A 4672-nucleotide genomic window follows, 5' to 3' on the forward strand; every position below is an offset into this window, starting at 1 on the left:
ACCTCCGCCACCTCCGCCACCGGCGATGGTCGAAGACGAGCCCGACTGGTCAACAGGATATGGCGAATATGGAGATGCCGGATCCGAGTGGGGCTATTCCGACGAAGAAGACGCCTACGAAAATGAAGCCTCGGCACCGGCTGATGAAATCGACGATATTCGTGAGCTGTACGCAGATGATCCCGCCATGCTTGAGTTGCTCGCAGCCCTTGAGGAAGGAGATTTCTCGGATCTTGAAGCCACCGCGGCGGGTCCGGGCTATTCCGAAACCTGCCAAGCGGAGATTTCCGCACCCCGGACCTTGCTCGTTACCTGTACGGATATGAATGCCGAGACGTTTACGCAGGCCATCCATCGCATCGATGGCGACCTCATTACCACGCTGGATGCGCTCGCCATTGATCTTGCAGGAGACGGTTATGAAGTCGGCATCGTCGAAAAGCCGCTTTGTTTCTGGAGCGAGACCGTGACGCTGGACGACGCCCAACTCATACGGCCGTGCCCAGAATGGGACTATCGATATTCAGAACTCGCAGCCGAAGCGGCGAACGATTTCGACAGTGGCCGCATCGCACACCATGCGCCGGAACAGATGGTGCTCGGCCAGCCCTATTTCCTCGAAGTCGCCATCCAGCCTCTTCAGCGCAACACGAGTGAAGCCGAAGTGGATGAATCGCTACGTGGCATTATGGGCACGGGCCTTGCGCCAGGCAGCTCAGAAAGTGCCATGTCGCTCCGCTTTGACACCGTCCGCGCAAGCCAGGTGATGACGGCCTCGGCTTCCGGCGAGGGTTACGACTTCGTCGCCACCACACCTTCTGAGCAGCCTGTCTTGCCTGGGTCGCCAACGCTCTGGCAGTGGCAGGTCACGCCACGGCAGGCTGGAACGCCCAACCTGACCTTCACCGTATCGGAAACTGTCGACGTGAATGGCGAACGGTTTGCCCGCGCCGTGAAAACCATACCACTCTCAATCAAGGTCACATCGATTGAAGAATTGCTGGTCGATCCGGGGCCGGTTGCTGAAGCAACCTCGGTCGCAAGTCGCTCCCCTGCGCCTGAAGCTGACATGGCCTCCACCCTCAGCGGCGCAAATACACTGTTGGCGCCCACCAACGCATCAAACCCGTCAACGCTTTCCAGCCCCGCCGATATTGCCAACGCGGCGACCGGCCTGTTGCCCGACACCGAGATCGCAGGCTGCACATGGGTCGCCGGCCCGAATGCGGACCGTCAGGCAATGGTGCTCAGCAATCTGGCCTATACGCCCCCTGTCAGTCGCCTGACTGTGACCCATGACGATGGCGACCGGATCACCGCGGCACTGACTGGCGTCGGCTTCTCGGTCCTGCAATGCGAAGATCTCGGCCAACGCCAGACGGTTCGCGCGTTGAGTCTGCTCGGCCGCATGGCCAAGGCACGCAAGGATGCAGGAGCCTATCCGGTCACCTTCTTCTATTATTCGGGTCATGGCGTGAACGTCGACGGTACGAACTTCATCTTGCCGACCGATATTCCCGGCGCGTCACCGGACGACATTCGCGACTTTGGCGTCAGTTTTGAACAGATCTTCAACCGTGTCTCGACCACAGTCGCACCGACTTCGTTCATCGTCTTTGACGCCTGCCGAACGGTAATGGATGATCAGAGCCGTGGCCTCATGCGAGCCTACAGCCCGGTCGGCTGGGCGTCCGGCGTGTTCCAGGCCTTTGCAACGGAACCCGGCAAGACAGCCGCTGATGACGGAGTCTATTCAGAAGAACTCTCCGCCCTCATCAGCACCCTCGATGATCCGGCCAATGTCGTGTTCAAGCGTGTCCAGGATGCCGTCGCTGCACGCACTGGACAGAAACAGCGCCCCATCTACACCGATGGTACAACGGGTGGCGACTTTTACTTCGTTCAGGACAGCAACTGAGCAATGGAGCGCAAGAAAGAAGCCGCCGGAACACGGTTCCGGCGGCTCTGAAGTTCAATCTGACAGTCTGCGTTACGGGCTGACCGGCACCGGCTCTTTCGGAGCTTCCGGCTGAGGCGGCTGCGGTGGGACCTCATTCTCGATCAGCGTGTCTTCCGGCTGCGGCGCCGACCCGGACACCGCACAGCAGCGAACCTGCATTTCCAGCACGCGGCTGTTGAAGCGGCACTGCTCGTCATTGATCTCTCGCAGGATAGACATGCCCCCTGCCCGATAGGTGTAGCGGGTTTGCGTGCAGCTGGTCAGCGCATAGCCGGGCCGGCAGGAACCCGTGTCGGAATTCTGTATGGTGCGGGTTTCGCACTGGACTTCCTTGCCATTAGCCTCTTCGGCCAGCGCCATCGCCGCGTCCGCGCGCGCTCTCGCCGCATCTGCGCTTGCCTGGGCTCGCGCAGCCGCCTCCGTGGCGCTATCCGCCATGTTCCGAGCCTGTGACAGACGCATATCAGTATCGGCCAGCGCGGTGCTGTTGCCGTCGATTTCCATTTTCAGTTTGCAAACAGCCTCGTCGGCCTTGTCCGGATTGGCGCAATATTCGCCGACTGTCTGTTCAGCCGGCATCATCTGGCACCCCGCCAGAAGTGCCGTTGCAGCAATCGCAACTGCGAGGAATTTCCCACTACCCATGATTTTCTCCAATTCTTTCCCCTGCCGGGATTTCCGGCATTCAAGGGGGACGGAACTGGAGCGTCAATGCTGCTCCCGCCTGAGGGGAGTCTTAGGCTTTCAGCTTGTAGCCCGACCGAAACATGAGCCAGACAGCGAATATGCCTGCAACAGACAGCAATCCCGTTACCCAGACCCCAACAATCACGGAGCTGTTAGCAACGCCCAGGAAACCATACCGAAACCCGTCAATCATGTAGAAGAAAGGGTCCAGCAGAGCCATTGTGTAGAAGGGTTCCGACATGACCTTGATGTCGTAAAACGTGCCCGACAGGAATGTGAGCGGTACGATCACGAAATTGGTCACGGCAGACAAGTGGTCGAATTTGTCGGCCCAGATCCCACCGATGGCACCTAGTGCGCCAAGCGCGATCGCAGATGTGATGCTGAACCACAGGATTGGCCAGACATGCGCCACGCTGAGATCAGCAAGGCCGCTGAGTTGGATGCCGATGGCGGAAATAAAGGCGACGAGCAGGCCGCGCACAACCGATCCGCCGATAAAGCCGATGGTCAGCTCCATGGGGGAAAGCGGCGGCATCAGGAAGTCGACATAGGTGGAATTGAACTTCGCCTGCACGAGGCTGGAACTTGTGTTCTGAAACGCATTCTGCAGGATCGCCATGACAATCAGGCCAGGTGCGAGAAACTCGATATAACTCAGCCCCTCGAAATCACCCGTCAGCCGACCGCGCTCGCCGAAGGCCAGCTTGAAAACCGTCATGAAAAGAAGTGTCGTAACGACCGGCGCAAACACGGTTTGCATCCACACTTTCAGGAAGCGGCCGATCTCGCGCTTGAACAGGGTCCAGAGTCCCAACCCGTTCATTTTGCCATACTGGCGGACAAGGCGATGGGCGGAGGTCTGGTCAGCAGCTGTATCGGTCATGCGCAGTATCTAGGCGTCTTTACCTGAGTCTGCGAGGGGCAAGACGCGGAAAAACTTCGGAAATTTGGCTGCCTCGCTTTTGTCCACAGGCTGATGCAGTTAACCACAATATGTAGAAAGCCTGTGGAAAGCCTGCGCTGCATGTTGTGTTTCGTTTCGCTGCTGATACGATATCTAGGTGCTGAGCGGATGACGTGTATCAAGTCATCTCAATATATAGGGGCTGATGGATCGTAAGTGTTAACGATCTTGAACCGAGCTGGGAGACATCAACCATGTCCTGGACCGAAGAACGGGTAAGCGTGCTGAAGAAACTCTGGGCGGAAGGCCATTCGGCTTCCCAGATTGCCAAACAGCTGGGCGGGGTCACTCGCAATGCTGTTATCGGCAAAGTCCATCGCCTGGGCCTGTCGGGTCGCGCGACACCATCCCGCCCGGTAAAGCGCCCCCCACGGCTGGCCCGTCCGAAGCCGCGCGTGTTGCCTGATGGCAGCGTCAAGGTGGCAACCCCGGCAACTCCGGAGACCGCGGCTCCGCGCCCGGTAGAGCGCACAGAAGTGATGGCGCCGCTGCCGCCGCTGCAACAGGCTGACGGGGAACCCGCATCGATCCTCACGCTGCGCGACTCCATGTGCAAATGGCCGATTGGGGATCCAGCCGATCCGAAATTCGCTTTCTGCGGACGCAAATCTGATTGCGGTCCATACTGTTCCGAACATGCGAAAGTGGCGTTCCAGCCCGCACGCAAACGGGACAGCCGCAAAGGCGCCTATGATTATGTCCGCCGTATTGCCGGCTAAACCCGGCACGCATTCTTATGGCTGACTGGAAGCCCCCGAAGTGTTTCTTCGGGGGCTTTTCCACTCCCGGCAGGGCCACCCTCGCCTTCCGCGCAAAACGCCGTTAAGCCAGACACGTGACCACCGAAACCACCCCCGACACCATCTATGCCACGCCCGCAAACTGGGTCGCCACCGGCACCGGCGCACAGGGCAATCTGTTCCTCACTGGCCGCGCAGGTACTGGCAAGACCACGATGTTGCGCAAGTTCCTGGCAGGCGCGGGCGAGAAGGCCATCGTGCTGGCTCCCACGGGTGTGGCGGCCATGAATGCCGGCGGGCAGACGATCCATTCCTTCT

4 protein-coding genes and 1 pseudogene are annotated in these 4672 nt (G+C 59.4%); 3 read left to right on the plus strand and 2 right to left on the minus strand.

What is annotated here, in order from left to right; all coding sequences use genetic code 11:
• A partial coding sequence (locus tag B4F73_RS03740; protein WP_290482537.1) for a caspase family protein occupies positions 1–1918 on the plus strand: 1918 nt, incomplete at its 5' end.
• A gap of 72 nt (positions 1919–1990) precedes the next feature.
• Here the strand turns inward: B4F73_RS03740 and B4F73_RS03745 are convergent.
• Positions 1991–2605, minus strand: a complete 615-nt coding sequence (locus B4F73_RS03745) for a hypothetical protein (protein ID WP_290482538.1) — start codon at positions 2603–2605, stop codon at positions 1991–1993.
• 91 nt (positions 2606–2696) lie between these two features.
• The gene (locus B4F73_RS03750) at positions 2697–3533 is read right to left on the minus strand and encodes an ABC transporter permease (RefSeq protein WP_206992134.1); all 837 of its coding nucleotides are present in this window, start codon (positions 3531–3533) and stop codon (positions 2697–2699) included.
• Positions 3534–3808: 275 nt separating this feature from the next.
• On the opposite strand from B4F73_RS03750, the gene B4F73_RS03755 reads away from it, so the two are divergent.
• Positions 3809–4333, plus strand: a complete 525-nt coding sequence (locus B4F73_RS03755) for a GcrA family cell cycle regulator (RefSeq protein ID WP_034817126.1) — start codon at positions 3809–3811, stop codon at positions 4331–4333.
• 116 nt (positions 4334–4449) lie between these two features.
• Positions 4450–4672: pseudogene (locus B4F73_RS03760) on the plus strand (AAA family ATPase); the annotation flags it as partial.

The sequence above is a fragment of the Hyphomonas sp. UBA3601 genome (assembly GCF_002375605.1).
In the GTDB taxonomy this organism is placed as follows: domain Bacteria; phylum Pseudomonadota; class Alphaproteobacteria; order Caulobacterales; family Hyphomonadaceae; genus Hyphomonas.